Here is a 26342-nt window from a genome sequence, read left to right as displayed (position 1 = left end):
GGGCCAAATGACACAGCCAGAACAGCAGATAAAACCGCGCCTCGGAATCCTACTGCTCGACACAGCGTTTCCACGCATCTTGGGCGACATCGGCAATCCGGAAAGCTGGCCCTTTCACGTGCGCTACGAGGTGGTCAAAGGCGCAACCCCTGACGCGATTGTCAAAGGCGACCCAACCCAAATGCTCAACGCCTTCATTGAAGCAGGCCAAAAGCTCATTGCCAACGGCTGCACAGGAATCACAACAACCTGTGGGTTCCTGTCGCTCCTGCAAGACGATCTCAAGTCCGCGCTAGGCGTCCCTGTCGCAACATCCTCGCTCATGCAAATTCCAACCATCAACGCTCTTTTGCCCTCAGGCAAGTGTGCCGCAGTACTCACCATTTCAGCCGAAAGCCTGACAGCCGCCCACCTAAAAGCTGCGGGCGCACCCCTCGACACCCCGATCATCGGCACAGACGACGGTGCATTTAGCACTGCTATCCTTGGCAACAAGCCTGAGCTTGACGTTGACGCCTCAAAAGCCGAAATCACCGCCGCCGCAAAACAGCTTTGCGCCGCGCACCCTCACGTAGGCGCACTTGTGCTCGAATGTACCAACATGCCGCCCTATGCCGCCGCTGTTGCGGAAGCAACGGGGCTCCCCGTCTATTCAATTTACAGCTTAGTGAGCTGGTTTGAAGCTGGCCTCGCGCCCCGCAGTTTCTAGGCGGTTCCCAAAGGGCAACCAGCTGAAATTAAGAAAAAGATTGCCAATTGACCCCAAGAAACTAAGCTCGGATCGTTGCGGCCAAGAGATTCTCTGTCTATCGCGGGGCCGTACGGGGAGATCAATAAAAAGCGCATGACCGATAAATCAAACAAAAACACCACGGCTGCCACGCTAGAAGTAGAAGACTTGCACAAATCATTTGGAGACCTAGAGGTCCTCAAAGGTGTGTCCATGACCGCGCGTGAAGGCGATGTCGTCTCAATTGTTGGCTCCTCTGGGTCGGGCAAAAGCACATTTTTGCGCTGCATAAACCTTCTGGAACTTCCCACCGCGGGCACGATCCGCCTCTCGGGCGAAGACGTAAAATTCAAAGGCAGCGGAAAAGACCGCGTGCCATCGGACAAGAAACAAGTCGCGCGGCTGCGCTCTCAACTTGGCATGGTCTTTCAAAGCTTCAATCTTTGGCAGCATATGACCGTGTTGCAAAACGTCATGGAAGGTCAAGTGCAGGTACTTGGAGTGCCCAAAGCCGAGGCCCGCGAGCGCGCTGAAGGTATTCTTGAGCGCGTCGGGCTTTATGACAAACGCGAGCAATATCCAGCGTTTCTGTCTGGAGGCCAACAACAGCGCGCCGCCATCGCGCGCGCCGTGGCGATGGAGCCCAAAGTTATGCTCTTTGACGAGCCGACATCGGCGCTTGATCCTGAGCTTGTCGGCGAAGTGCTCAAAGTTATTCGTGGTCTTGCCGAAGAAGGCCGCACCATGATCCTCGTGACGCATGAAATGCGATTTGCGCGCGATGTATCGTCAGAGGTGGTTTATCTGCACGAAGGCCGCGTCGAAGAACGCGGCGCGCCAGAAACCATCTTCACGAACCCCAGCAGTGAACGTTTTGCCTCGTTCATTCAAACAACTCACTAACCAACAAAAAAACGGGAGACTAAAATGAAACTTAAATCAATCCTTGGCACAGTTGCCGCTCTGGCCCTCACGGCAACAGCAGCCACAGCCGAAATCAAAATCGGTTTCGCCGCCGAAGCCTACCCACCCTTCACAGCAAAGAACGCTGCAGGCGAATGGGAAGGTTTTGAAGTCCATCTCAAAAACGCTCTTTGTGCAGCGATGGAAGAAGAATGCGTCGTCGTTGACGTAGCATGGGACGGCATCATCCCGGCTCTTCTCGCAGGCAAAATCGACGCGATCGTTGCGTCAATGTCAATCACAGCCGAGCGTATGGAGACAATCAACTTCTCCGATAAATATTACAACACACCCGCCGTTCTGGTGGCGCCAAAGTCCATGGACATCGGCCCAGATAGCCTTGCGGGCAAAATCGTAGGCGTGCAAGTTTCGACAATTCACCAAAACTATGCCGAAAAGCACTTTGATGGCACAGAAATCAAAACCTACAGCACGTTTGATGAGCACAACCAAGACCTGACAGCAGGCCGTGTTGACGCCGTTGTTGGCGACTCAATTGCCTTCGCAGATTACCTTGCAAGCGCTCCAGACATGGAAGTGAAAGCAGAACTCAACGACGAAGAAGTCTTCGGACCTGGCGTCGGTGTTGGCATGCGCAAAGAAGACACAGGACTGGCCGCGAAGTTTAACGCAGCGATCAAACAGATCCGCGAAGATGGCACATATGACGCCATCGGCAAAAAGTTCTTCGACTTTGACATTTACGGCGGCTAAACGCCCTGTGTGCGCGGCGGTGTCTTCTGCCGCGCACTTTTTTATCTGATCGGACTTCATGGAAAACGCGCTCGAACTCTTGGCCCTTTCGCCCCCCGGATGGGGCGGCAACTTGCTGCGCGGGCTTTGGAGCACGTTCCAGATTGCGCTTGGCGCTTATGCTCTTGGGCTAGCCCTTGGCCTCTTCGGAGCCTTCGGAAAAATCTACGGTGGTCCCGTCTTGCGCGGCGCACTCACAGTCTACACGACTGTTATTCGGGCCGTGCCCGAACTCGTTCTGATCCTCCTTCTCTATTACCTCGGCACAGACCTGCTTAATATGGCGCTCACCTCAATGGGGTTTGAGCGCATGGATATTTCAGGCCTTTGGGCCGGCATCTATGTTATTGGTTTTGTTCAAGGCGCTTACTCTACAGAAGTTCTGCGCGGCGCATTTCTCGCTGTGCCCTTTGGGCAAATCGAAGCCGCGCGCGCGATCGGGATGTCAGCCTTCAAGTCACACTGGCGTATCATATTGCCAGCCATGATCCCTTTCGCCCTGCCGGGTCTTGCCAATCTCTGGCTCATCGCCACCAAAGAAACCGCTCTGCTTGCGGTCGTCGGCTTTTCTGAGCTTGCGCTTGAAACCAAGCAGGCCGCAGGCGCAACAAAGTCTTACTTCATGTTTTATATGGCCGCAGCCGTACTCTACCTCGCGCTCTCTCTCGCCTCCACGGGCGTCTTTGCTCTGATCGAGCGGCACTTCCGCCGCGGTCAGCCAAGTCAGAGTTAAGCATATGGATTGGTCATGGCTCCCCGAGTATCTCCCGCGCTTCGCAGAAGGCCTCTGGCTTACCCTGCAGCTCTTGTTCTGGTCGATCCTGATCGGCATGTCTCTGGCGATCCCAATTGGCCTTGTGCAGGTCACAGGCCCACGACCGCTCGCTTGGCTTGCGCGTGCCTTCACAACAGTGATCCGCGGCACGCCTCTGCTCATTCAGCTCTGGCTGATTTACTACGGCGTCGGCTCGCTCTTTCCCTCGATACCCGGTATCCGCGAGAGCTTCCTCTGGCCTGTGTTGCGCGATGCCTTCCCCTACGCGGTTCTGGCGTTTTCCTTGTCCGTAGCAGGCTATGAGGGCGAGATCATGCGCGGAGCCTTCCGTGGTGTCCCCAAAGGCGAACTTGAGGCCGCGCGAGCCATCGGCATGAGCCCCTTCCAAGTGCTCCGCCGCGTCTGGCTGCCTCGCGCCTTACAAAACACATTCCCGACCCTCACGGGCGAATTTATCCTCACGCTCAAAGCCACACCGCTTGCAGCGACCATCACAGTCTTTGAGGTCTATGGCATCGGGTCTATCGTGCGGCAGGAAACATACAAAATATATGAGCCATTGCTCTTTGTTGCAGCAATCTATCTCTGCCTCACAGGCATTCTTGTCCTCGGGTTCCGCTATCTGGAAAACCGCATACCAAAACAATCCCGCAGTTAAAGGCGCCTCATGTCACGCTCATATACCTTTTCACATGCGATCTCACGCCAACCGTCGCAAAGCATCATCAAAGGCCTGCGCGCTGTGGATACAGGCACACCCGATCTTGCGCTCTTTGCTCAGCATCATGCCGACTATGTCGCCGCCCTGCGCTCTACAGGTGCAGAGGTCACGCTGCTTGACGCATTGGAAGATTACCCCGACAGCGTCTTCGTTGAAGATGCCGCCCTCTGCCTTCCTGAAGGGGCCGTTGTCATGCGCCCCGGCGCGCCAACACGCCTCGGCGAGGCCGCGATCATGGCTCCCACATTGGCCCACTTCTATGAAGACATCCGCACAATCGAAGCCCCCGACTTTATCGAAGGCGGCGACATCCTGACCACAGAAAAAGAAATCCTCGTCGGAACGTCAGCCCGCACCACATCGGGCGGCATCGAAGCCCTCCGCCGCGCCACAGTCGACTGGGGCTACACCGTGCGCGAAGTCACCACCCCTGCGGGCGTACTGCACTTCAAGACTGACTGCTCGCTGCTCGATGAAGAGACCATCCTCTCCACAAAACGCCTCGCCGCCTCAGGCTGCTTTGAGGGCTACCGCGTCATCCATACCGCCGAGGGCGAAGAGGCCTGCGGCAACACCATCCGCTTCAACGAACTGGTGATCATGCCCTCAGGCTTCCCGCGCACAGCGGAGGTGCTTGATAAGGCGGGCTATACTGTGCGTGAAGTCGGCAATTCAGAGGCCGCCAAGCTCGATGGAGGCATGTCCTGCCTAAGCCTGCGCTTCTCGCCGCCAAAGCCCCCAGTTAAGGCCTAAGCCAGCCTTCATAAGCGAGCAAGACGACATCAAAGATAGGAGCACGCACTTCTATCTTGAAGTGATACGTCCCAGCGGCCCCCCATTCGCGGGCCGTGACGCGCGGCCATAGCGCGCGCGGCAAAGGCATGTCCATAAAACGAACCCCTCTGGTCTCTTGGCTGAGCGCTCCATGCGCAATGACAAGCTCAGAGGTGATCGTCACAACGCCCATACGCTCAACAACCAGATCACCCGACTGCCAGACCTCAGAACGCAACTCGCGGTCCTTAATCTGACGCCGCCAAATCGCTACGTGTTCCTCTTCTCGCGTGCCAAACCAAAGTGGCGCATCTTTGCAAGGTGGGGGAAAGCCAAAGAGTTGCATGATTGGAGAGGCTCGCAAACTGATCTCGCCCTCTTTGATGCCAACCTGACGATGGAGCGCCTGAACTTCAGGCGCAAGCGCCTCAAAGCGCGCGCCGAGAATGCGTTCAAATAGCCTCATATCAGAAGTCTCCTCACATCTCTGCCGACCAAACCTGCCCGCGTTGGACTAGGCTTTGATCTGATAAATGACAAGTCATCAAAGGAAAATGGCAGGGGCACACAGACTCGAACTGTGGGCCTACGGTTTTGGAGACCGTCGCTCTACCAACTGAGCTATACCCCTAAGGCCAAGCTATCGGATAAATCGCAGCGCGGCGGAAATCAAGGCGCTTTTTCACTCAAAGCGCTTTTTCAGCTGCAAGGCCGCAAAACTTGGCGATTTATGATTGGCATCCTCTTTTTCGGCAGCGCCCTCAACTGCATAAACAGGGTCGCTAAACATACCCTGCACGACAGCCTCTTCTGGTTGTCCGATAAATCCCAGCCCCAAATCCTCAAAAGCTCGCTCAAGCGCAGCCCACAACCGTGCTCTATGGCTCGGCTGCGCCTCTAATACTCTTGGGTAGTCTGCCAAGAGGCGGCCCTCTGCTCTCTGATCTATGACACCCCAACATGGAAAGCCCGCGAAAACAAAGACAATCTCCTCGGCCCCATCCGCCTTCATCAGCTGTGCCATCCTAACGGCGCGACGCTCCTGCAAGAACTGCTTGGCCGCAGATGCAAGTGCCGCCTCACTGACCGAACGCTCATGATCAAGCATCAGATCGATATATGCTGCGAAGAACTCAGCCAACCGAAGCCGCACGCCATAAAAGACAAAAACATTGAAGTCTTTGGTCCGCAGATGCTTGCGCCCCTTTCCGTTGACAAAAAGAACGGCCTTTTCGGCTTCTGGCGTGATTGGACGCAACGCGCCTTTGCCGTAGTGAATATTGCGATACTCGCTGCCAGCTGCGCCCCAAAACTCAACGTCATACCCGGGAAAGCTCAGCAATCCGTCGTCAAAAGCGCGACGCACAGCCCCGAGATTGCTATCGCCAAAAATCGCAAGCTTACTTTGCGAAGGCATTGAGCAATTCCTCTTCACACATCACATCACTTTCCGATCGCACTTTGTTCTTTTTGCGGCGCTTGCCCGGTGAAGACTGAACGACCTCTCCAAACACTCGACGCTGATCCTCGAAGAAATGCCTCATTACCGTTGCAACACCTTCAGGCACGACCGCCCGCATGTTTGGCGCAAAGAACATCCCGCGAAACACGGGGTGCGTAATGATCTCATAAGAGGGGAAGTAATCGATAGCCTCTGCAGCACCAGCCAACTCTCCCGCAACCGCGCGTAACAGCGATTTGGAATGAGACGTGGCCGCCAACACATGTGCCCCCGAGGCAGAGGCGACCAACGGTACGGGCGAAACAGTAAGTAAGATTTTTAAAGCGCTGTTCTTTTCCCGCATCAAAGCAATTGCGGCCTCCAGATCGTCACGCAATTGCGCAAAACTGGCATTGTGAAAGCAATGCACAGCTTCATCGAACTCAGCCCCTACAATGGTACCAGGGCAGAGCGCATATTCAAAATCTGTGCCACTATGACGCCATGCCTCTGTCAGCCCGAGCGTAAAGATGAAAACATCTGCTTCCGTGACAGCATTTCGGATGCTCGCCAGCGTCGCCTGACGCGCAGATTGCAACTCGTCACTGTGAGCGAAACCATTTGGCTCGATCACAGGCCGAAGCGGATCAAACCAACGACCCTCTGCCTCCCATAGCTCAGTGTCCCCCCCCTCAAACGCAAGCCGCAGCCATTGCAACAGCATCCTAGGCGTGTAGATATTCCCTGTGCGACAGCTAAAAACCCCGTAATTGAGAGCCTTCGCATCCTCCCCAACAACCCAAGGCGGCGCAGGTTCCGCGTCAAGCCAGCTGTATCCGCGCTCCACAAGTGCTTGGCCAATGTGCTGAGCAAAACAACTGCCCGCTGTCACAATTTTATGCTCGGGGCGCACATGGAACTTTGGCGTCCAAAGGTGCTCGAGCCCTAGCGGGCCCTTTTCTGCGACAGCCGTGCGCCAAAATGCAGAAGTGCCTAGCGCGTCATAGGGGTTACTCATTCTCTGGCACAATCCGTACTGTTTCCAGAAGCGTAACAAAGCACACCCGAAGACCTGTCACAGAAAAAGGGCCGCCCTTATGAGGCGGCCCTTTCTAAGTCTGTATAAGCTCTAGAGCTTACTCAACGATCTTCGCAACAACGCCCGAACCAACGGTACGGCCGCCTTCGCGGATCGCAAAGCGCAGGCCTTGCTCCATCGCGATAGGCGCGATCAGCTCAACGCCGAACTTCAGGTTGTCGCCTGGCATAACCATTTCCGTGCCTTCTGGAAGCTCAACCGTGCCTGTCACGTCCGTTGTACGGAAGTAGAACTGTGGACGGTAGTTCGCGAAGAACGGCGTGTGACGGCCACCTTCGTCTTTGGTCAGAATGTAAACTTCTGCCTCAAACTTGGTGTGCGGGTTCACAGAACCGGGCTTACAAAGAACCTGGCCACGCTCAACACCTTCACGGTCGATGCCGCGAAGAAGAACGCCAACGTTGTCGCCAGCTTCACCGCGATCAAGCAGCTTGCGGAACATTTCAACGCCTGTGCAGGTCGTTTTCTTGGTGTCGCGGATACCAACGATTTCCATTTCGTCGCCAACGTTGATCGCGCCACGCTCAACACGACCCGTCACAACTGTGCCGCGGCCTGAGATTGAGAACACGTCTTCGATTGGCAGAAGGAAGGGCTCGTCGATCGCGCGTGGAGGCTGTGGGATGTACTCATCAACAGCCGCCATCAATTCACGGATCTTGTCTTCGCCGATGTTCGCGTCACGGCCTTCCATCGCCGCAAGCGCTGAGCCCGCGATCACTGGAATGTCGTCACCTGGGTAATCATAAGCTGACAGAAGCTCACGGATTTCCATTTCAACGAGCTCAAGAAGCTCTTCGTCGTCAACCTGGTCAACTTTGTTCATGAAAACAACCATTGACGGGATGCCAACCTGACGGCCAAGCAGAATGTGCTCGCGTGTCTGTGGCATCGGGCCGTCGGCCGCGTTCACAACCAAGATCGCGCCGTCCATCTGCGCCGCACCCGTGATCATGTTCTTCACATAGTCCGCGTGGCCTGGGCAGTCGACGTGTGCGTAGTGACGGTTCTCTGTCTCATACTCAACGTGCGCTGTTGAAATCGTGATACCACGGGCTTTCTCTTCTGGCGCGCCATCAATCTGGTCGTACGCTTTGAAGTCACCGAAGTATTTCGTGATCGCTGCTGTCAACGTCGTCTTGCCGTGGTCAACGTGACCAATCGTGCCGATGTTGCAGTGCGGTTTGTTACGGCTAAACTTTTCCTTTGCCATGAGATGGCCTCCTATTCATTCTAAGGATAGGCGGGCCCGACTGGCCCGCCCAAATTTTCTATAAGATTAAGCGTACTTCGCTTGGATTTCTTCCGAGATGTTGTTTGGAACCGGCTCGTAATGGTCAAACTGCATCGTAAACTGAGCGCGGCCCGAAGACATAGAACGCAGAGTGTTGATGTAGCCGAACATGTTCGCGAGCGGCACAAAGCAATCAATCGCAATCGCGTTGCCGCGAGGCTCTTGGCCCGAAACCTGACCACGACGTGATGTCAAATCGCCGATGATGCCGCCTGTATATTCTTCAGGTGTAATCACTTCGACTTTCATCACTGGCTCAAGCAATTTCGCGCCAGCTTTGCGCATGCCTTCACGCATACACATACGGGCCGCGATTTCGAATGCGAGAACCGATGAGTCAACATCGTGGAACTTACCGTCGATCAGAGCAACTTTGAAGTCGATCACAGGGAAGCCAGCCAGAGGGCCGCTGTCTGTGACGGAGTTGATGCCCTTTTCTACGCCTGGGATATATTCTTTAGGAATAGACCCGCCGACGATACGGCTTTCAAACGAGTAACCTTCGCCTGGCTCTGTTGGAGAGATGATCATTTTCACCTCGCCGAACTGGCCTGAACCACCCGACTGTTTCTTGTGCGTGTAAGTGTGCTCAACTTCGTGAGAGATGGTCTCACGATAAGCAACCTGTGGCGCACCGATGTTGGCTTCAACTTTGAATTCACGCTTCAGACGGTCCACGAGAATATCGAGGTGAAGTTCACCCATACCCTTCATGATGGTCTGGCCTGATTCAATGTCAGTCTCAACACGGAACGAGGGATCTTCAGCCGCAAGACGCTGCAGACCTTGAGACATTTTCTCTTGGTCGTTCTTTGTCTTTGGCTCAATGGCAATCTCGATAACGGGATCGGGGAATGTCATTGTTTCCAGAACCACTGGCTCTTTAACGTCGCAAAGTGTGTCGCCCGTTGTTGTATCTTTGAGGCCAGCCAGAGCGATAATATCGCCAGCGAAAGCTTCTTCGATCTCTTCACGGTTGATTGAGTGCATCATCATCATACGACCGATGCGCTCTTTCTTACCTTTGGTAGAGTTAAAGACAGTGTCGCCCTTTTCGAGCTTACCTGAATAGATCCGTGTGAATGTCAGCGAGCCAACAAACGGGTCGTTCATGATCTTGAACGCAAGGCCAGAGAACGCCATGTCATCGTCCGCACGGCGCGGGATGTCACGTGTTTCTGTCTCATCGCCTGGCTTAAAGCCCATGTAATCAACAACGTCGAGCGGGCTCGGGAGGTAGTCGATTACGGCGTTGAGAAGCGGCTGAACACCTTTGTTTTTGAAGGCGGAACCACCAAGAACAGGAACGAACTTCAGAGCCAAGCAGCCCTTGCGAAGCAGTACGCGAAGCGTTGCCACGTCAGGCTCTGTGCCTTCCATGAGGTAGGCTTCCATAGCGTCGTCGTCCATTTCCACAGCAGCTTCAACAAGCTTGCCGCGCCACTCGTCGGCTTGCGCCTTGAGACCGTCACGGATTGGAGCTTTGACCCATGATGCGCCAAGGTCATCGCCCTGCCACAGCCATTCTTCCATGGTCACAAGATCAATCAGACCTTCAAGATCTGTTTCCGAACCGATCGGAATACCAACAGGGATAGCTGTCGCACCCGTGCGGTCTTCGATCATGCGAACACAGTTGAAGAAGTCTGCGCCGATTTTGTCCATTTTGTTGACAAAAACAATCCGCGGAACTTTGTAGCGGTCGGCTTGACGCCATACTGTTTCGGTCTGTGGCTCAACGCCGGCGTTACCGTCAAGAACAGTAACCGCACCATCGAGTACCGCAAGCGAACGCTCAACTTCGATTGTGAAGTCAACGTGGCCTGGTGTGTCGATGATGTTCATGCGGTGCTTGAGTGAGTCGGCTTCTGTGCCGTTCTCTGTGCGCTCCCAGAACGTGGTTGTCGCAGCTGAGGTGATCGTGATGCCACGCTCCTGCTCTTGCTCCATCCAGTCCATGGTGGCTGCGCCATCGTGCACTTCGCCGATGTTGTGTGATTTACCCGTGTAAAACAGGATACGCTCGGAACATGTGGTTTTACCGGCGTCGATGTGCGCGATGATACCAAAGTTACGGTAGCGTTCGAGGGGATAGTCGCGTGCCATATCAGGTGCTTCCTATTACCAGCGGTAGTGGCTGAATGCTTTGTTCGCATCGGCCATTTTGTGAGTGTCTTCGCGCTTTTTCACGGCAGAACCGCGAGATTGCACAGCATCCATCAGTTCGCCAGCAAGGCGCTCTTCCATGGTGTTTTCGTTGCGAGCGCGGCTCGCATTGATCAACCAACGGATGGCAAGGGCTTCGCGACGCTCAGGGCGCACTTCAACAGGCACCTGGTATGTCGCACCACCGACGCGGCGCGAACGCACTTCGACGGACGGTTTGATGTTTTCGAGCGCTTCGTGGAAGACTTCCACAGGGGCGCGCTTGATTTTGCTCTCAACGCGATCAAACGCGTTGTAGACGATACGCTCGGCAACAGCTTTTTTGCCGTCGATCATCAGGTTGTTCATGAATTTTGTCAGAACCCGGTCACCAAATTTGGCGTCAGGAAGGACTTCGCGTTTTTCAGCGGCGTGACGACGTGACATGTGATCTCTTCCTTACTTAGGACGCTTAGCGCCATATTTCGAACGGCGCTGCTTACGGTCTTTAACGCCTTGCGTATCAAGAACACCGCGCAGGATGTGGTAGCGAACACCGGGAAGGTCTTTTACACGACCGCCACGGATCAGGACAACAGAGTGCTCCTGAAGGTTGTGGCTTTCACCTGGGATGTAGCTGATGACTTCAAAGCCATTTGTGAGACGTACTTTAGCAACTTTACGCATCGCCGAGTTCGGCTTCTTAGGCGTGGTTGTATAGACGCGTGTACAAACGCCGCGCTTCTGAGGGTTACCCTCGAGGTGAAGCGATTTGGAGCGTTTGACTTTCGGCTTCCGGGGCTTCCGGATGAGCTGTTGGATCGTTGGCATAGGGCTCTTTTCCCGTTTCTCAACACATGTATGCAAGGGTGTCCCCTCGCGGTTTCAATTCGCGTGCATCATGCGTCCACAACACACAAAAGCCGCATCGTTCCCATTCCGAGGTAAACGGCGCGGCGGGTTTACAGAGGATCTTCGCAGCAATAGCTCGGATCTTGACCACTCAAGTTATGTAAACGGCATTAGGGCGTGCCCATAGCCGGATGAGGGGCTTTTAGGGGGAGTCGCAGAGCTTGTCAACACAGCGGGGCCAATCCCTTTGCCGCATGGGCCGTCAGGCGCAAACCTCGCTCCAAGCCGCCTCAAAAGCCTCCAGATCAACCCCGAAGTCCGAGGCCATCACAGATGGCAAAGTCTCAAGCTTGTATCGGAAGCTATCGACCTTGCGTTCTTTGATCGCGCTGTCATTCCCCCCATGAGCACCCCGTACGAACATTGGCTTCTTGTTCAGGCTCAAAACAGGCATACTCCGCCATGTTCGCATATGCGGATAGTTCAGCAGGCTGCGCGGATGATCAGGCGGCAGGTAAAGCGCAAGTGCAGGCGTCCAGAGCCGTGCCTCGACAGGAAGATAGTTCACCCCTCCATCATCCTCACAGCGAAACAAGAACCCCCGACAAAAATCAACGGCAACCCGCTTGTTGGCTTTGTAGATCGGACGCAGCTGCCGATAGAGCCCGCGCAATTGCGCAACAAAGTCGCTTGCTACAGCATCATCGTCATCCAAACGAAACTCGACAACAACATCTGCATTCTCGTCTCGATGCGCCCGCATGAGCGCTGTACAGGCGGCCATATGGTTCTGACCTTCTGGCAAAAATACAGGCTTCACTTGCGGCACATCTTGTACAAGCTCAAGCACACGCGAGCGCCATGGCTCGGGCAGCGTCTCCCCCATCATCAAGACAAGCGTAAAGTCTGGGTCGCTCTGCGCCCGCAGGCTTGGCAAGACAAGGTGCTCCAAGAAAAAGAGCCGCACAGCCATACGCCCCGCCGCATAAAGCTCGCTCTGCAAAGCTTCAAGGCTCTCGCCTGTATTGTTGAACGCACCCGTCTGGCTCGGATACGACCAGCGGCATAGCCCCAAAACCTGAAGCTTCGCCTGCCTCATACCCCTGCCCCCGCAGCTGGCCGTGCTGCTGCAGCTTTGGCCACACGACGGTTGATTTGGCGTTCTCGCAAAAGCATAAATACACCCGATCCAATCACGATCGACGCGCCCAAAAGTGTCACAGGCTTTGGCCAATCGCCAAACACCAACCATCCCAAAAGCAACGCCCAAACCAGTGAGGTATAGCGGAACGTAGCCACAAAACTGATCTCGCCAATCCGCATCACCATGATTGAGCAAATGTATCCACCAATCACCATCACAGAAGCCCCCGCAATCATCATTGCGGCATATCCATCCACTGGAACCCACCCTTGCGACGGCGCCGCCATAGCAAAAAAGAACGTGACACCGAGGGAGGAATAAAATGTCACTGCCATCGAAGGCGTCTCAGCGCTCAAGCGCCGCGTGGCCAGATCACGGATTGTGACGACGATCACCGCCGCCAAAGTATAAAGCGAGTAGAGCGTGAAATCCTCGGCCCCTGGGCGAATGATCAGCATAACTCCAAAAAATCCGACAAAAATGGCAGACAATCGTCGCCAGCCGACAGGCTCCCGAAAGAACACTGCCGCCGCCAGTGTGATCGCCAGAGGCAAGGCCTGCATGATCGCGCTGACATTGGCGATTGGCATATTGAACAATGCAGTCAGGAAAAAATAGGCCGAGGCCGCCTCCGCAACAACACGCGTAAACACAAGCCAACGGTCCTCACGCGGGACTGCAAAACGCAAGCGCCCCATTGCGAGCATCACAAGCGCAATCAGGCAGGTTGTCAAAATGCCCCGCAGCATCAAAATTTGAAACAACGGCAGCTTTGCAGAAATCATCTTCATAAATGCGTCATTGAACGTAAACGCCGCCATCGACACCATCATCAAGACAGCCCCGCGTAAATTGTCTTGTGCCGAAATCATTCAAGCGCTCCAAGCATATCTATATCCAGTCCAAAATATCGCGAGATCTGATCAGCGACGGCATCCTCGCCCAGCTTCCCTAAAATACCGAGCTTTGCAGGGCTCGAGTGATTATCGCCGTGAATCGTGCGCAAGAAGCAAGGCTCCAAGATGTCGGAATAGACATTGTAGTGCTGCGCCAAAGCACGATGATTATAGCGGTATGGGTTGCGCGTATAGCTCGCAGGCGCAAGCAGTGCCGTTCCGCAAGACAAGGGCGCGCGCTCCACCGTATCAAACACACGCCCCCTGCCCTTCGGCGCAGTCATATCGACATAAAACCCTCGGTTAAACGCGATCACCTGCGGCACATCGGGCCTCAGAGGCAAAAGCCCCCGCGCCAGTGTTTTGAGACGCGCCACATAATCAAGCGCAAGCGCATCATCGTCATCCAACCGAAAGGTGAGGCGATACTGTGCATCGTTTTCATAAACAGAGGCATAAGCCTTCTTTATCATCTGATAATGCTGTTCAGGGGCCGCCGCATAAACGCTGATATTCTCATGTGGAGCCACCAACGCATCAAGCCGTTCGCGAATGTCATCCGGCAGCGCTTCAGCCGTAAGCACAACGAGCCGAAACCCTTGATCACTCTGGCCCACAAGAGATGGCAAACAAAGCCGTTCAAAAAGTCTCAGCCTCAATGCCATACGCGCAGGCGCAAACAACTTATCTGCCAAGGCTTCATGGTCGTCATGCGCATGAAGTGAAAAATCTGTGGTCAAAACGGAAAACCGCACCACTCCGATCACCTGTGGATCTAAACTCTTCTGTGCCATGAACGCTCTCCTACGAATAGGAAACACCTGATCTGCCAAAATGGAAAGCCTCAAAGACGCCAGCCTGCAACACCAGCTCCAAAAAGCAAAAAACCCCGCTCGTGAAAGCGGGGTTTTCCAATCTCTCTTTGAAAGCGCTTATTCTTCGCGGCTCTCAGGGATCTCGCTTGTGATGTCCTCAGCGGGCGGTGCTGCTGCGAACACATCGTCCTGAACAGGGGCCGCCAAAGCTGCTGCCGCTTCCGCTTCTTCGCGGCGCGCTTCAAGCACAACATTGTCACGGTCCTGAGCCACACGGCGCATTTGCTTCGTCGCACCACCTGTCCCCGCAGGGATCAAACGGCCTACGATGACGTTTTCTTTGAGGCCAACCAGCTTGTCTTTCTTACCTTGCACAGAGGCTTCGGTCAGAACGCGTGTTGTCTCTTGGAACGATGCCGCCGAGATGAAGGAACGTGTCTGCAAGCTCGCCTTGGTGATCCCGAGAAGGATCGGCTCGCCTTGTGCAGGGCGTCCGCCACGGGCTTCCGCCTTGGCATTGGCCTCGTCAAACTCGACTTTGTCGACATTCTCGCCCTTGAGGAGCGTGGTGTCGCCACTGTCGAGAATTTCCCACTTCTGGAGCATCTGACGCACGATAACTTCGATGTGCTTATCGTTGATCTTCACGCCTTGCAGGCGGTAAACATCTTGCACCTCGTCGATCATGTAGTCCGCCAGCGCTTCGACACCCATGATGGAGAGGATGTCATGCGGCGCAGGGTTACCGTCCATGATGTAATCGCCCTTCTGGACAAAGTCGCCTTCCATAACTGGAATGTGCTTGCCCTTCGGAACCATATATTCAACGGCTTCCATGCTCTCGTCTGATGGCTCAATCGAGATGCGGCGCTTGTTCTTATAGTCGCGGCCATAACGAACATAACCGTCGATCTCTGCGATGATCGCGTGGTCTTTCGGACGACGGGCTTCGAAAAGCTCGGCAACACGTGGCAGACCACCAGTAATGTCTTTCGTTTTCGCGCCTTCGCGTGGAATACGCGCAACAACATCACCCGCTTTGATCTCTTGGCCTTCTTCAATCGAAAGAACAGCATCAACAGACATTGGATATGTCACTGGGTTGCCCGCGTCGTTGCGCACTGGCTCACCGTCTTTATCCTGCAAGATGATCTCTGGCTTGAGCTCGTTGCCTTTCGGAGCAGCGCGCCAATCGATAACGATCTTCTGTGTCATACCGGTCGCGTCATCTGTCTCGTCGCGCACGGCAATACCGCTCACGAGGTCAACAAACTTGGCTGTACCCGACTTCTCAGCGATGATCGGAAGCGTGTAGGGATCCCACTCAAAGAGCTTGTCGCCACGCAGAACTTTGCCGCCTTCTTTGACAAAGAGCTTGGTACCGTAGCTCAGCTTGTGGCTCGCACGTTCCTCACCATCGTCACCGACGATCGCGATTTTCATGTTACGGCCAACAACAAGTGCTTCGCCTGCTTCGTTCTCAAGCAGAGACGCGTTTTCAAAGGTAATTTTACCTTCTTGGCTCGCCTCAAGGAACGACTGCTGACCACCCTGTGCAACGCCGCCGATGTGGAATGTCCGCATCGTCAGCTGTGTACCTGGTTCGCCGATGGACTGCGCCGCGATGATGCCGACGGCCTCACCTTGGTTAACCATCGTACCGCGCGCGAGGTCACGACCGTAGCACATGGCACAAACGCCGTCTTCAGCTTCGCAAGTCAGCGGGCTGCGGATACGCGTGCTAACAACACCCGCTTCCTCAATTGCATCGGCCATACGCTCGTCAATCATCGTGCCCTGCGCGATGATAACTTCATCTGTGCCTGGCTTGAGGATGTCGTCTGCTGCAACACGGCCCAAGAGACGCTCTGCCAGTGAAGACACAACTTCACCGTCATTCACGGCTGCTTCTGCCGTGATTGCGCGCTCTGTTCCACAGTCGTGCTCACGCACGATGCAGTCTTGCGCAACGTCCACAAGACGACGTGTGAGGTAACCGGAGTTCGCTGTTTTCAGAGCGGTATCCGAAAGACCTTTCCGCGCGCCGTGAGTAGAGTTGAAGTACTCAAGAACGTTCAGACCTTCTTTAAAGTTCGAGATGATCGGTGTCTCGATGATGTCGCCGTTCGGCTTGGCCATCAGGCCACGCATACCGCCGAGCTGTTTCATCTGAGTAACCGAGCCACGCGCGCCAGAGTGAGCCATCATGTAAACCGAGTTTGGCTCCATAACAGCGCCATTCTCATCGCGCTTGTCCGCCGAGATGGTGTTCATCATGGCTTCGGTGACTTTGTCGTTACACTTTGACCATGCATCAACAACTTTGTTGTATTTCTCGCCCTGTGTGATCAGGCCGTCGAGATACTGCTGTTCAAAGTCCTTCACAAAGTCGCGTGTCTCATCAACGATCGTCCATTTGGTGTCTGGAATGACCATGTCATCCTTACCAAACGAAATACCCGCCTTGAAAGCTTCACGGAAGCCCATGGTCATGATCTGGTCACAGAAGATGACAGACTCTTTCTGACCACAGTAACGGTAAACCGTGTCAATCACTTGCTGAACTTCACGTTTGCGCAGCAAACGGTTGACCAGCTCGAATGGCGCTTTGTTGTTTTGCGGCAGAAGCGCACCAAGGCGCACACGGCCCGGTGTCGTTTCGAAACGCTGCATCACAGTGTTGCCTTCGCCGTCCACCTGCGGGATCCGCGCGGTGATCTTGGAGTGCAAATGCACAGCACCAGAGTCCAGTGCATGCTGAACTTCTTCAATCGATGCAAAAGCCATGCCTTCGCCAACCATGCCTTCACGCTCGATGGTCGTATAGTACAGACCCAAAATCATATCCTGTGACGGAACAATGATCGGCGCGCCGTTTGCAGGCGACAGAACGTTGTTGGTCGACATCATCAGAACACGCGCTTCAAGCTGGGCTTCCAGCGAGAGCGGTACGTGAACAGCCATTTGGTCACCGTCAAAGTCGGCGTTAAAGGCCGAGCAAACCAGCGGGTGAAGCTGAATGGCTTTGCCTTCGATCAAAACAGGTTCAAACGCTTGGATGCCGAGGCGGTGAAGCGTCGGAGCGCGGTTGAGCATGACGGGGTGTTCGCGGATAACTTCATCCAAGATATCCCAGACTTCAGGACGCTCTTTTTCAACAAGCTTCTTGGCTTGTTTCACAGTCGCTGACAGGCCTTTGGCCTCCAAACGGCTATAAATAAACGGCTTGAAGAGCTCAAGCGCCATCTTCTTGGGAAGACCACACTGGTGAAGCTTAAGCTCTGGGCCAGTCACGATGACTGAACGGCCAGAGAAGTCGACGCGTTTACCCAAAAGGTTCTGACGGAAGCGGCCTTGCTTACCCTTCAGCATGTCTGAAAGCGATTTCAACGGACGCTTGTTTGCGCCTGTGATGACGCGGCCACGACGACCGTTGTCAAACAGAGCATCGACAGATTCCTGCAACATCCGCTTTTCGTTGCGCACGATGATATCGGGCGCGCGCAGTTCGATGAGGCGCTTGAGACGGTTGTTCCGGTTGATCACACGACGATAAAGATCGTTGAGATCTGATGTCGCAAAGCGGCCACCATCCAGAGGAACCAGCGGGCGAAGCTCTGGCGGGATCACAGGGATAACCGTCATAACCATCCACTCGGGGCGGTTGCCACTTTCAAGGAAGCTTTCAACAACTTTGAGACGCTTGATGATTTTCTTCGGCTTCAGCTCGCCTGTCGCTTCCTTAAGGTCTGCACGCAGAGTTTCTGCTTCAGACTCAAGGTCGATCTGGGCCAGCATCTCACGGATCGCTTCCGCACCGATGTTCGCCGTAAACGCGTCCATACCGTAGTGGTCTTGCGCATCCATGAACTCTTCTTCGGTCAGCATCTGGCCGTATGTCAGGTCTGTAAGACCTGGCTCGATAACCACATAGTTTTCGAAGTAAAGAACGCGCTCAAGATCACGCAGTGTCATATCCAGCATAAGGCCGATCCGCGATGGAAGCGACTTCAGGAACCAGATGTGTGCCACAGGTGAGGCCAGCTCGATGTGGCCCATACGCTCACGGCGTACTTTTTGAAGCGTAACTTCAACACCGCATTTCTCGCAGACAACGCCGCGATACTTCATGCGCTTATATTTGCCGCAAAGGCATTCGTAGTCCTTTACCGGGCCGAAGATACGCGCGCAGAAAAGGCCGTCCCGCTCAGGCTTGAACGTACGGTAGTTGATGGTTTCGGGCTTTTTGATTTCCCCGAAGGACCACGACAGAATACGCTCTGGTGAAGCAAGAGAGACCTTGATCTCATCAAAAACCTTCGTGGGCGCAAGTGGGTTAAACGGGTTGTTTGTCAGTTCCTGGTTCATTTTGATGTCCTCAAATTGGTTGCGGAAGGGAGAAGGGAAGAAAGGCCGAAGCCCTTATTCCTCATCCTCCGCATCCAGGAGTTCCATGTTCAGGCCAAGGCCGCGGACTTCTTTGACGAGAACGTTGAAGCTCTCTGGCACACCGGCCTCAAAGTTGTCTTCACCCTTCACGATGCTCTCATAGACTTTGGTCCGGCCTGCAACGTCATCTGACTTCACTGTCAGCATCTCTTGCAAGGTATAGGCCGCGCCGTAAGCTTCGAGCGCCCATACTTCCATCTCACCAAAGCGCTGGCCACCGAACTGAGCTTTACCACCCAGAGGTTGCTGCGTGACAAGGCTGTATGGGCCTGTCGAGCGCGCGTGGATTTTGTCGTCCACAAGGTGGTGAAGTTTCAGCAGATACTTGATGCCGACCGTTACAGGGCGGGCAAACTGCTCGCCTGTACGACCATCAAACAAGATCGACTGACCCGAAGTATCAAAGCCCGCGCGTGTCAGCGCATCGTTCACATCGGCTTCTTTTGCACCATCAAAAACAGGCGTCGCAATAGGCACACCGCGTGTGACATTGCCTGCCGCTTCAATGAGCTGCGCCTCTTCCATACCCACGATGCCTTCGTCATAAACGTCGTCACCATAAGCATGCTTCATCGCGTCCCGCACAGGTGTCAGATCGCCAGAGCGGCGGTATTCGCCAAGAGCATCGTCAATCTTGAGGCCAAGGCCGCGTGCAGCCCAGCCCATGTGCGTTTCAAGGATTTGACCAACGTTCATACGCGAAGGAACACCAAGAGGGTTCAAACAGAAGTCGACTGGCGTACCATCGGCAAGGAACGGCATGTCTTCCATAGGCACAACCTTGGAAATAACACCTTTGTTCCCGTGACGACCGGCCATTTTGTCACCTGGCTGAAGCTTACGCTTCACAGCAACAAAGACTTTAACCATCTTCATCACACCGGGTGGGAGGTCGTCACCACGACGTACTTTTTCAACTTTGTCTTCAAAGCGCGCATCAAGAGTACGCTTCTGCGCCTCATACTGCTCGTTCAAAGCTTCAACGATCTGGGCGTTTTTCTCGTCCTTAAGGGCGATCATCCACCAAGCCGAACGTGGGTAGGTTTCAAGCATCTCAGCGTCGACTTTTGAGCCGGCTTTAACGCCTTTCGGACCTTTGGCCACTTCTTTGCCAAGCAGCATATCACCAAGACGCGCGTAGATGTTGCGATCAAGGATCGCCAGCTCATCGTCACGGTCGCGTGCAAGACGCTCAACTTCTTCACGCTCGATCTGAAGCGCACGCTCGTCTTTTTCCACACCATGGCGGTTAAAGACGCGCACTTCCACAACCGTACCAAAGTCGCCCGGCTTTACGCGCAGAGACGTGTCACGCACATCAGACGCTTTTTCACCAAAGATAGCGCGCAGAAGCTTTTCTTCTGGCGTCATCGGGCTTTCGCCTTTTGGCGTGATCTTGCCAACAAGGATATCACCTGGCTCAACATCCGCACCAATGTAAACGATGCCGGCCTCGTCGAGGTTGCGCAGCGCTTCTTCACCAACGTTTGGAATATCGCGTGTGATTTCTTCTGGGCCGAGCTTCGTATCACGGGCCGCCACTTCGAATTCTTCGATGTGGATCGACGTGAAGACGTCATCTTGTGAAATACGCTCGGAGATCAGGATACTATCTTCGTAGTTGTAACCGTTCCAAGGCATAAACGCGACGATCACGTTTTTACCAAGCGCGAGTTCACCAATATCCGTTGACGGACCATCAGCAATAATCTCGCCCTTCTGAACTGTGTCACCAACCTTCACCAAGGGGCGCTGGTTGATACATGTGTTCTGGTTGGAGCGTTGGAATTTGCGCATACGGTAAATATCAACACCCGCATCCCCAAGACCGAGGTCATGGGTCGCACGGATAACGATACGTTGTGCATCCACTTGGTCGATGATGCCCGCACGCTTGGCCTGAATGGCAGCGCCCGAGTCAATCGCGACCTTGCCTTCAATGCCTGTGCCGATCAGCGGCGCTTCAGCTTGCAAAAGAGGCACAGCTTGGCGTTGCATGTTCGAGCCCATCAAGGCGCGGTTGGCGTCATCGTTTTCAAGGAACGGGATGAGTGAGGCCGCAACGGACACGAGCTGCTTCGGCGAAACGTCGATGAGGTCTACGTGCTCGTTCGGTGCGAGTGTATACTCGCCCGACTGACGCGTGCTCACAAGATCGTTCACAAACTTGCCGTTTTCGTCGAGGTTGGCGTTGGCCTGAGCCACAACGTGGCGCATCTCTTCTGTGGCAGACATATACTGTACTTCGTCTGTCACTTTGCCTTCAACAACCTTGCGGTAAGGTGTTTCGATAAAGCCGTATTTGTTCACACGCGCAAATGTCGCGAGTGAGTTGATCAGGCCGATGTTCGGGCCTTCTGGCGTTTCAATCGGACACATACGGCCGTAGTGCGTTGGGTGAACGTCGCGCACTTCAAAGCCCGCACGTTCACGCGTCAGACCACCTGGCCCAAGCGCTGAGAGGCGGCGCTTGTGCGTCACTTCTGAGAGCGGGTTGGTTTGGTCCATAAACTGCGAAAGCTGGCTTGAGCCGAAGAATTCACGCACAGCAGCCGCGGCTGGCTTGGCGTTGATCAGGTCTTGCGGCATCACTGTGTCGATCTCGACAGAAGACATACGCTCCTTGATCGCGCGCTCCATGCGAAGCAGGCCAACACGGTACTGATTTTCCATCAGCTCGCCGACAGAACGCACACGACGGTTGCCGAGGTGGTCGATGTCGTCGATATCGCCTTTGCCATCGCGCAGCATAACCAGCGCTTTGATGCAGGATACGATATCTTCGCGGCGTAGGGTGCGCAGCGTGTCAGGCGCATCCAGATCAAGACGCATGTTCATTTTAACACGACCAACGGCCGAGAGGTCATAGCGCTCGCTATCAAAGAACAGCGTGTCAAACAGGTTAGACGCTGCTTCAACGGTGGGTGGCTCGCCTGGGCGCATCACACGGTAGATATCCATGAGCGCGGTTTCGCGGTTCATGTTCTTATCTGCCGCCATCGTGTTGCGCATGTAAGGGCCAACATTGATGTTGTCGATGTCGAGCACTGGGATGTCAGTGAAGCCTGCATCCATGAGCTCTTTCAACGCGCCGCCGATGATCTCGCCATCTTTGTCGCGCTCAAATGTCAACTCGTCGCCAGCCTCGACATAGATCGCGCCGGTTTCTTCGTTGATGATATCTTTGGCAACAAACTTGCCTTCGATTTGCTCAAACGGAACCAGAAGCTCGCTTACGTTGCCTTCGTCGATCAGCTGCTTAACGGCCCGTGGCGTGATTTTCTTGCCAGCTTCGGCAATCACTTCGCCTGTTTTGGCGTCCACAAGATCAAACGTCGGACGTGTGCCGCGCACACGATCGGGGAAGAACTTGGTGACCCAGCCCTTTTTCTTCTTCAGCTTGTATGTGACTGTCTCATAGTAAGCATCCATGATGCCTTCTTGATCAAGACCAAGCGCATAAAGCAGCGTGGTGACAGGAAGCTTACGACGACGGTCGATGCGCGCAAAGACGATGTCTTTGGCATCAAATTCAAAGTCGAGCCACGAACCGCGATATGGGATAATGCGGCAAGCAAACAGCAGCTTGCCCGAAGCATGCGTTTTGCCTTTGTCGTGGTCAAAGAACACACCTGGTGAACGGTGCATCTGGGAAACGATCACACGCTCCGTGCCGTTGACAACAAATGTGCCGTTTGGCGTCATCAAAGGCATATCGCCCATGAACACGTCTTGCTCTTTGATGTCCTTAACCGAACGCGCGCCTGTATCTTCGTCGATATCAAACACGATGAGACGCAGCTTCACCTTGAGAGGCGCGCTATACGTCATATCGCGCTGCTGGCATTCTTCGACGTCATATTTTGGCTCTTCGAGCTCATAATCGACAAATTCAAGAACAGAGGTTTCGTGGAAGTCCTTGATCGGGAAGACCGATTGGAACACACCTTTGATGCCTTCGCCGTCAAGCGGCTGAGGCTGATCACCTGAATTCAGGAAAAGATCGTAAGAAGATTTCTGAACCTCAATAAGGTTCGGCATCTCCAGAACTTCACGGATTTTACCAAAATATTTACGAAGACGTTTCTGGCCAAGGAAAGTTTGCGCCATGCTCGAGTTCACCTTTTCATTTCTCACCGAATGCAAGCACCGTCGGGTCCCGGCCTTGCCTCCATACGAGACGACACGCTTCAGTCAATTCCCGGCTCCATTCCCATTGGAGCCTCCCGACTATGAACCGCGCCTAAGAAAACGCCTCTCTATGAGGCCCTTGCTAAGACAGGTTCGGCTGGGCACGGATTTCTCCCCGCCCAGCCTGATTTTCCGCAAGACCGAAGCCCTGCATAAAACCGATTACTTGAGTTCGACTTCCGCGCCAGCTGCTTCGAGCTTGGCTTTGATGTCTTCTGCTTCGGCTTTGTCGACGCCTTCTTTGACGGCTTTGCCACCAGCTTCGACGAGGTCTTTGGCTTCTTTCAGACCGAGGCCTGTGATGCCGCGAACTTCTTTGATCACGTTGATCTTTGAAGCGCCTGCAGAGATCAGAATTACGTTGAATTCTGTTTGCTCTTCAGCAGCTGCACCGCCAGCATCGGCAGGGCCCGCCATCATGACTGCGCCACCGGCTGCAGGCTCGATGCCGTATTCGTCTTTAAGGATCGTTTTCAGTTCTTGTGCTTCCAAAAGCGTCAATGCGACGATTTCTTCCGCGAGTTTTTTCAGATCAGCCATTTTACTTGCTTTCCGTTTCTAAATTTGTGTTCCAACGATGAGGTCTTGCCCCACGCCAGCCGATAGGTTGCTTACGCCGCCTTCTCTTCGATAGTCGAAAGGATGGAAGCGATATTTGAAGCAGGTGCGCCAATTGCACCGGCGATGTTGCTTGCAGGCGCGCCGATCATGCCCGCGATCGTAGCAAGAAGCTCGTCACGTGAAGGCAGTTTCGACACAGCTGTAACACCAGCACGGTCCAGAATATCACCGCTCATCGCACCGCCGAGGATTTCGAACTTGTCGTTACCCTTGGCGAAATCTTCGGCAACCTTGGCCGCAGCCACGGGGTCCTCAGAATAGGTCAGAACGGTCATGCCTGTCAGGAGGTCACCCATCTGTTCGATGGACTTTCCTTCTAGGGCAATTTTGGCGAGCCTGTTCTTGGCGACGCGTACGGCCCCACCTGCTTCGCTTGCGCGAGCACGTAGATCCTGCATCTCAGCAACTGTAAGGCCAGCGTAGTGTGCAACCACAACAACGCCAGAGCTTTCAAAGATCTGGCCGAGTTCCTCGACCACTTTCTCTTTCTGGGCTCTATCCACAGTTTCACTCCAATTTTGGGGGTTGCCCCCCGGCTCAGTTCGCCAGCCCAAAGTGGGGCCAGCACTCATGTCCGATTACGGGGCAATGCCAAAACCACCCGAGGAATTCACCTCAAATAATTCGGTTTTTCCCGTCTCAGGCAGGACATTAAGAAAAGCCAAAGCGCCTTTCACCCACCGTCTTGGACGAATGCAAAACAGCGCACGACGAATCGCACGCTGATCTACGAGGCCGTTCCTAAGCCTGATTAACCCTGAGTGCAAGCGCTGTCGGGCTTTTTTCACACCGTCTCTCAACACAAAAAAAGAGCGCCCCGAAAGGCGCTCTTTTCCAAATGTCTTTAACGCTCAGCTTATTTGCTGATTGCGCTGTCCACGTCGACGCTCACGCCTGGGCCCATTGTTGAGCTCAGTGAGACTTTCTTCATGTACGAGCCTTTTGAACCCGCTGGCTTTGCTTTTGCAACCGCGCCAACAAAGGCACGAATGTTTTCAGCAAGCTTGGCATCGTCAAAAGAGATCTTGCCGATACCCGCGTGTACAACACCGGCTTTTTCGACTTTGAACTGCACTTCGCCGCCTTTGGCCGCTTTTACAGCTTCAGCAACATCCATAGTAACCGTACCCACTTTTGGGTTTGGCATCAGGTTGCGTGGACCAAGAACTTTACCCAAACGGCCAACGACTGGCATCATGTCAGGTGTTGCAATGCAACGGTCAAATTCGATTTTGCCGCCTTGAACGATCTCCATGAGATCCTCCGCACCAACAATATCCGCACCAGCGGCTTTTGCTTCGTCAGCCTTCGGGCCGCGCGCAAAAACAGCAACACGAACGTCTTTGCCTGTGCCGTTAGGAAGACCCACAACACCACGAACCATTTGGTCCGCGTGACGAGGATCAACACCGAGGTTCAGAGCGATCTCGAGCGTTTCGTCGAATTTGGCGTTTGCGTTTGCCTTGATCAGGCTTACCGCTTCTTCCACTGTCAGGTTTTCTTTGCCAACAAAGGCTTCCCGTGCAGCAGTTGTCCGTTTTCCAAGTTTAGCCATCTTACTTCACCTCGATGCCCATAGAACGTGCAGAGCCCATGATGATTTTCATCGCGGCTTCGACGTCGTTTGCGTTCAGGTCTTTCCACTTGGCTTCTGCGATTTCACGCAGCTGCTTTGCAGAGACCGAGCCAACAGTCTCACGGCCTGGAAGCTTCGCACCTGACTTAAGGCCAGCTGCTTTGCGCAGGTAGTAAGACGCTGGAGGCGTCTTGATGTCCATCGTGAAGGACTTGTCTTGGTAGTATGTGATCACGGTCGGGCAAGGCGCACCTGGCTCCATATCCTGTGTTTTCGCGTTAAACGCTTTACAGAATTCCATGATATTGATGCCGCGCTGACCCAGCGCCGGCCCAACGGGTGGGCTCGGGTTTGCTTGTCCTGCGGGCACTTGCAGCTTCATCTTGCCTGCGAGCTTCTTGGCCATTGGCCTTCTCCTTTTCCAACCCCCTCGGAACGCGTTCCTCAGGGCTACTTGTTGTGTGGTTCGGTCTGACAGCCGCGGCCGCCTCGCCTCCCACGCTCATACATCGGGTTACCCCGACGATCTATTCGCCGTTACCCTTGCTTGGTAACCTGCGTAAATTCGAGTTCCACAGGCGTCTCACGCCCGAAGATAGACACAGTGACTTTCAGGCGCTGGTTGTCGTCGTCGACTTCTTCCACCATGCCGTCAAAGTCTTCAAACGGCCCTTCGTTGACCTTGACCTTCTCACCCACATCAAAGCTGATCATCAGCTTCGGTGCATCTTCGCCTTCCTGAACGCGGTTCAGGATCTGGTTCACTTCAGCATCACGCATCGGCATCGGGCGGCCTTGCGGGCCCAAGAAGCCAGTGACGCGGTTGATCGAATTGATCAGGTGATAGCTACGGTCGCTCATTTCCATATGCACAAGCACATAGCCAGGCATAAAGCGGCGCTCTGCGGTCACTTTTTTACCACGGCGGATTTCAATCACTTCTTCAGTCGGCACAAGCACTTCGTCAATGGCATCCTCCAGCCCCTGCTCTTCAGCCTGCTGCCTGATTTGTTCCGCAATCTTCTTCTCGAAGTTCGAGAGAACACTTACCGAATACCAACGTTTCGCCATTGCTGTGCCCGTTCCTTACTGTGCCCACCTGC

23 protein-coding genes and 1 tRNA gene are annotated in these 26342 nt (G+C 54.4%); 6 read left to right on the top strand and 18 right to left on the bottom strand.

The annotated features are described in order from the left end of the window. Positions 1-7 precede the first annotated feature (7 nt). The 6 genes from DSM117340_RS02525 (at position 8) to DSM117340_RS02500 (ending at position 4695) form a co-directional block, all read left to right on the top strand. A complete protein-coding gene (locus DSM117340_RS02525) occupies positions 8-709 on the top strand; it encodes an aspartate/glutamate racemase family protein (RefSeq protein WP_089887598.1) in 702 nt (233 codons plus the stop codon). A gap of 135 nt (positions 710-844) precedes the next feature. Then, positions 845-1633, top strand: coding sequence for an ATP-binding cassette domain-containing protein (locus tag DSM117340_RS02520; RefSeq protein ID WP_271437351.1), 789 nt, complete (start codon positions 845-847; stop codon positions 1631-1633). Positions 1634-1657: 24 nt separating this feature from the next. Beyond that, positions 1658-2407, top strand: coding sequence for a transporter substrate-binding domain-containing protein (locus DSM117340_RS02515; protein ID WP_354689846.1), 750 nt, complete (start codon positions 1658-1660; stop codon positions 2405-2407). Positions 2408-2465: 58 nt separating this feature from the next. Then, the gene (locus DSM117340_RS02510; protein WP_089887593.1) at positions 2466-3179 is read left to right on the top strand and encodes an ABC transporter permease subunit; all 714 of its coding nucleotides are present in this window, start codon (positions 2466-2468) and stop codon (positions 3177-3179) included. Positions 3180-3183: 4 nt separating this feature from the next. After that, positions 3184-3879, top strand: coding sequence for an ABC transporter permease (locus DSM117340_RS02505; protein WP_089887591.1), 696 nt, complete (start codon positions 3184-3186; stop codon positions 3877-3879). A gap of 9 nt (positions 3880-3888) precedes the next feature. Then, positions 3889-4695 (top strand): arginine deiminase family protein, encoded by an 807-nt coding sequence (locus DSM117340_RS02500; protein WP_089887589.1) that lies wholly within the window; start codon positions 3889-3891, stop codon positions 4693-4695. Here DSM117340_RS02500 and DSM117340_RS02495 read toward each other — a convergent pair. The 18 genes from DSM117340_RS02495 to nusG all read right to left on the bottom strand — a co-directional run bounded on the left by DSM117340_RS02495 (position 4685) and on the right by nusG (position 26310). Further along, the gene (locus DSM117340_RS02495) at positions 4685-5182 is read right to left on the bottom strand and encodes a DUF4166 domain-containing protein (protein ID WP_089887587.1); all 498 of its coding nucleotides are present in this window, start codon (positions 5180-5182) and stop codon (positions 4685-4687) included. The genes DSM117340_RS02500 and DSM117340_RS02495 overlap by 11 nt on opposite strands. Positions 5183-5271: 89 nt before the next feature. Beyond that, positions 5272-5347 (bottom strand) — tRNA-Trp (locus DSM117340_RS02490). A 51-nt stretch (positions 5348-5398) separates the two neighbouring features. Further along, positions 5399-6133 carry a hypothetical protein gene (locus tag DSM117340_RS02485; RefSeq protein WP_089887586.1) on the bottom strand — a complete coding sequence of 245 codons (735 nt, stop codon included), beginning with the start codon at positions 6131-6133 and terminating at the stop codon, positions 5399-5401. After that, positions 6117-7175: a GSCFA domain-containing protein gene (locus tag DSM117340_RS02480; RefSeq protein ID WP_089887584.1), complete on the bottom strand. Its 1059-nt coding sequence runs from the start codon at positions 7173-7175 to the stop codon at positions 6117-6119. Before DSM117340_RS02480 ends, DSM117340_RS02485 begins: the two co-directional genes overlap by 17 nt. A 118-nt stretch (positions 7176-7293) precedes the next feature. Next, entirely contained in the window at positions 7294-8469 is a 1176-nt protein-coding gene (gene tuf, locus DSM117340_RS02475; RefSeq protein WP_089887355.1) for an elongation factor Tu, read from the bottom strand. Between the two features lie 66 nt (positions 8470-8535). Beyond that, positions 8536-10656 carry an elongation factor G gene (fusA, locus tag DSM117340_RS02470; protein ID WP_089887583.1) on the bottom strand — a complete coding sequence of 707 codons (2121 nt, stop codon included), beginning with the start codon at positions 10654-10656 and terminating at the stop codon, positions 8536-8538. Between the two features lie 15 nt (positions 10657-10671). Further along, positions 10672-11142, bottom strand: a complete 471-nt coding sequence (gene rpsG, locus DSM117340_RS02465) for a 30S ribosomal protein S7 (protein WP_089887581.1) — start codon at positions 11140-11142, stop codon at positions 10672-10674. Between the two features lie 12 nt (positions 11143-11154). After that, a complete protein-coding gene (gene rpsL, locus DSM117340_RS02460; protein ID WP_089887580.1) occupies positions 11155-11526 on the bottom strand; it encodes a 30S ribosomal protein S12 in 372 nt (123 codons plus the stop codon). Positions 11527-11809: 283 nt separating this feature from the next. Further along, positions 11810-12646, bottom strand: a complete 837-nt coding sequence (locus tag DSM117340_RS02455; RefSeq protein WP_089887578.1) for a glycosyltransferase — start codon at positions 12644-12646, stop codon at positions 11810-11812. Then, on the bottom strand, positions 12643-13563 hold the full coding sequence (locus DSM117340_RS02450; RefSeq protein WP_354689845.1) for a DMT family transporter: 921 nt from the start codon (positions 13561-13563) through the stop codon (positions 12643-12645). The genes DSM117340_RS02455 and DSM117340_RS02450 overlap by 4 nt, the downstream gene beginning before the upstream one ends. Beyond that, complete coding sequence (locus tag DSM117340_RS02445; protein WP_089887576.1) at positions 13560-14381, bottom strand: glycosyltransferase; 822 nt, start codon at positions 14379-14381, stop codon at positions 13560-13562. Before DSM117340_RS02445 ends, DSM117340_RS02450 begins: the two co-directional genes overlap by 4 nt. Positions 14382-14519: 138 nt before the next feature. After that, the gene (gene rpoC / locus DSM117340_RS02440) at positions 14520-18770 is read right to left on the bottom strand and encodes a DNA-directed RNA polymerase subunit beta' (RefSeq protein ID WP_089887575.1); all 4251 of its coding nucleotides are present in this window, start codon (positions 18768-18770) and stop codon (positions 14520-14522) included. Positions 18771-18824: 54 nt separating this feature from the next. After that, positions 18825-22961 (bottom strand): DNA-directed RNA polymerase subunit beta, encoded by a 4137-nt coding sequence (rpoB, locus tag DSM117340_RS02435; RefSeq protein ID WP_089887573.1) that lies wholly within the window; start codon positions 22959-22961, stop codon positions 18825-18827. Between the two features lie 243 nt (positions 22962-23204). Next, a complete protein-coding gene (gene rplL, locus DSM117340_RS02430) occupies positions 23205-23582 on the bottom strand; it encodes a 50S ribosomal protein L7/L12 (protein ID WP_089887572.1) in 378 nt (125 codons plus the stop codon). A 71-nt stretch (positions 23583-23653) separates the two neighbouring features. Continuing rightward, positions 23654-24166, bottom strand: a complete 513-nt coding sequence (rplJ, locus tag DSM117340_RS02425) for a 50S ribosomal protein L10 (protein WP_089887570.1) — start codon at positions 24164-24166, stop codon at positions 23654-23656. 353 nt (positions 24167-24519) lie between these two features. Further along, positions 24520-25218: a 50S ribosomal protein L1 gene (gene rplA / locus DSM117340_RS02420; RefSeq protein WP_089887568.1), complete on the bottom strand. Its 699-nt coding sequence runs from the start codon at positions 25216-25218 to the stop codon at positions 24520-24522. A 1-nt stretch (position 25219) separates the two neighbouring features. Next, complete coding sequence (rplK, locus tag DSM117340_RS02415) at positions 25220-25645, bottom strand: 50S ribosomal protein L11 (protein ID WP_089887567.1); 426 nt, start codon at positions 25643-25645, stop codon at positions 25220-25222. Between the two features lie 131 nt (positions 25646-25776). Beyond that, entirely contained in the window at positions 25777-26310 is a 534-nt protein-coding gene (nusG, locus tag DSM117340_RS02410; protein ID WP_089887565.1) for a transcription termination/antitermination protein NusG, read from the bottom strand. Positions 26311-26342: the final 32 nt, after the last annotated feature.

Origin of the sequence: Lentibacter algarum, from assembly GCF_040580765.1 — a bacterium.
Lineage (GTDB): Bacteria > Pseudomonadota > Alphaproteobacteria > Rhodobacterales > Rhodobacteraceae > Lentibacter > Lentibacter algarum.
The sequence above is the reverse complement of the archived record's forward strand: the minus strand, read 5'-3'. Positions and strand labels throughout refer to the sequence as shown.

Bases quoted from the DNA above. Each gene is read 5' to 3' on its own strand.
- DSM117340_RS02505 (WP_089887591.1), top strand. From the start codon at position 3,184: ATGGATTGGTCATGGCTCCCCGAGTATCTCCCGCGCTTCGCAGAAGGC.
- fusA (WP_089887583.1), bottom strand. From the start codon at position 10,656: ATGGCACGCGACTATCCCCTCGAACGCTACCGTAACTTTGGTATCATC.
- rplK (WP_089887567.1), bottom strand. From the start codon at position 25,645: ATGGCCAAGAAGCTCGCAGGCAAGATGAAGCTGCAAGTGCCCGCAGGA.
- DSM117340_RS02450 (WP_354689845.1), bottom strand. From the start codon at position 13,563: ATGATTTCGGCACAAGACAATTTACGCGGGGCTGTCTTGATGATGGTG.
- rpsG (WP_089887581.1), bottom strand. From the start codon at position 11,142: ATGTCACGTCGTCACGCCGCTGAAAAACGCGAAGTCCTTCCTGACGCC.
- DSM117340_RS02455 (WP_089887578.1), bottom strand. From the start codon at position 12,646: ATGAGGCAGGCGAAGCTTCAGGTTTTGGGGCTATGCCGCTGGTCGTAT.
- DSM117340_RS02500 (WP_089887589.1), top strand. From the start codon at position 3,889: ATGTCACGCTCATATACCTTTTCACATGCGATCTCACGCCAACCGTCG.
- rpsL (WP_089887580.1), bottom strand. From the start codon at position 11,526: ATGCCAACGATCCAACAGCTCATCCGGAAGCCCCGGAAGCCGAAAGTC.
- DSM117340_RS02445 (WP_089887576.1), bottom strand. From the start codon at position 14,381: ATGGCACAGAAGAGTTTAGATCCACAGGTGATCGGAGTGGTGCGGTTT.
- DSM117340_RS02525 (WP_089887598.1), top strand. From the start codon at position 8: ATGACACAGCCAGAACAGCAGATAAAACCGCGCCTCGGAATCCTACTG.
- DSM117340_RS02485 (WP_089887586.1), bottom strand. From the start codon at position 6,133: ATGCCTTCGCAAAGTAAGCTTGCGATTTTTGGCGATAGCAATCTCGGG.
- DSM117340_RS02515 (WP_354689846.1), top strand. From the start codon at position 1,658: ATGAAACTTAAATCAATCCTTGGCACAGTTGCCGCTCTGGCCCTCACG.
- rpoC (WP_089887575.1), bottom strand. From the start codon at position 18,770: ATGAACCAGGAACTGACAAACAACCCGTTTAACCCACTTGCGCCCACG.
- rplL (WP_089887572.1), bottom strand. From the start codon at position 23,582: ATGGCTGATCTGAAAAAACTCGCGGAAGAAATCGTCGCATTGACGCTT.
- DSM117340_RS02495 (WP_089887587.1), bottom strand. From the start codon at position 5,182: ATGAGGCTATTTGAACGCATTCTCGGCGCGCGCTTTGAGGCGCTTGCG.
- DSM117340_RS02510 (WP_089887593.1), top strand. From the start codon at position 2,466: ATGGAAAACGCGCTCGAACTCTTGGCCCTTTCGCCCCCCGGATGGGGC.
- rplA (WP_089887568.1), bottom strand. From the start codon at position 25,218: ATGGCTAAACTTGGAAAACGGACAACTGCTGCACGGGAAGCCTTTGTT.
- DSM117340_RS02480 (WP_089887584.1), bottom strand. From the start codon at position 7,175: ATGAGTAACCCCTATGACGCGCTAGGCACTTCTGCATTTTGGCGCACG.
- DSM117340_RS02520 (WP_271437351.1), top strand. From the start codon at position 845: ATGACCGATAAATCAAACAAAAACACCACGGCTGCCACGCTAGAAGTA.
- nusG (WP_089887565.1), bottom strand. From the start codon at position 26,310: ATGGCGAAACGTTGGTATTCGGTAAGTGTTCTCTCGAACTTCGAGAAG.
- tuf (WP_089887355.1), bottom strand. From the start codon at position 8,469: ATGGCAAAGGAAAAGTTTAGCCGTAACAAACCGCACTGCAACATCGGC.
- rpoB (WP_089887573.1), bottom strand. From the start codon at position 22,961: ATGGCGCAAACTTTCCTTGGCCAGAAACGTCTTCGTAAATATTTTGGT.